Below are 1,287 nucleotides of genomic sequence, written 5' to 3' on the forward strand. Positions count from 1 at the left end.
CGGGGCTTTAGCGTACTTGAAAGATTTTGCCGATGAGGTACAAGCTGCGCGAGGAGCTGAAACATCGCTTTCGGCGCGGATTGAAAAACGAGGAGTAGATGCGCAAAATATTCTTTCAAAGTTTGCCTACATTGAAACGGTTCCTGCAGCCGCTTCCGTCGAGCATATTGATGTGGTAAAAGGCGGACTTTTAACCGTTGACGGCGTACAAACGAAAGCCGGAGACGTGGTTTTCTTAAAAGACCAAAGCGATAAAAAGCAAAACGGCTTTTGGGAAGTACAGACCGGAGCATGGAACCGGTATGCCGGTTACACTGAAAACGATGCGGATTGCTTTACATACAAGCTCATTACCATTGATGCAGGAAATATCAATAAAGGTAAAATCTATTTTCTTGATGATGATTCTTACAAAATCGGATCCGACAATTTGGACTTTAAAGAAGCTGCTTTTTCGTATGAAGCGCATCCGGGTAAAGCGTTGATACGGGATAGAAGCGGAAAAATTAAGGATGTGGAAAGACTCGTAGAAGATTCAGGGGTAAGCGTATCGGCTTTAGTTGATGAAAGTAAATGCCGCAATCTTTTAGACGTACTCGGTATTCGTGTCGCTCACTCAGATGAGCCTGCGACACTTGAAGAGATAAAAAAAGCGATGGACATATTGCATAAAAAAATCAATGCAGGAGGACTTGCTGATTTTTCAGGGCTCAGGCTCGGCGATTACCTTGATTTACCGGAATTAAATGACGGGACGACAACGTACAAATGGAGTGGTGAGTACAAAAATTTACGGATTATGATTTCAGCTTTTAATTTGTATAAAAGTGCAGGATATCCGGAAAATGAGAAGAACCATATAGTCTTTACCTTTAGAAATTGCGTATGTCAACAAAAGATGAATGACGGTAATACAAATGCAGGCGGGTATTCGGGAAGTAAGTTAGCGGCATACCTTGACGGCGGTTTTAAAAGCGGTCTAGAGGCGGTTATTGGTAATTACCTTTATAAGGTAGCGCGAGTATTGTCGACAAAAGGTACGTGGGAGTGGAAAGAACATACAGTCTTTCTTCCGACTGAAAGGGAAGTATGGGGTACTTGTATTTGGGGTGAGCAAAGATGGGATGGTGGTAATCAGGGACAAATTCCTATCTTTCGAGAAAGTGCGCTATATAAGGTAAAACGGCATAATGGTAGTAGAATGTGGTGGTGGCATGCTTCGCCTCGCTCTGATGATGCGGCTTCTTTTTGCTATAGCGGCAACTATGGTCGTGCCATCTACAATTA

Annotated in this window: 1 protein-coding gene; it reads left to right on the forward strand. The window is 43.0% G+C overall.

Annotated features, from left to right (window positions below; all coding sequences use genetic code 11):
• Nucleotides 1–1,287 (forward strand): hypothetical protein (locus HGH47_RS12125; protein WP_432912698.1); only part of this gene is annotated, 1,287 nt, incomplete at both ends.

Origin of the sequence: Treponema sp. OMZ 805 (genome assembly GCF_050937395.1) — a bacterium.
GTDB lineage: Bacteria > Spirochaetota > Spirochaetia > Treponematales > Treponemataceae > Treponema.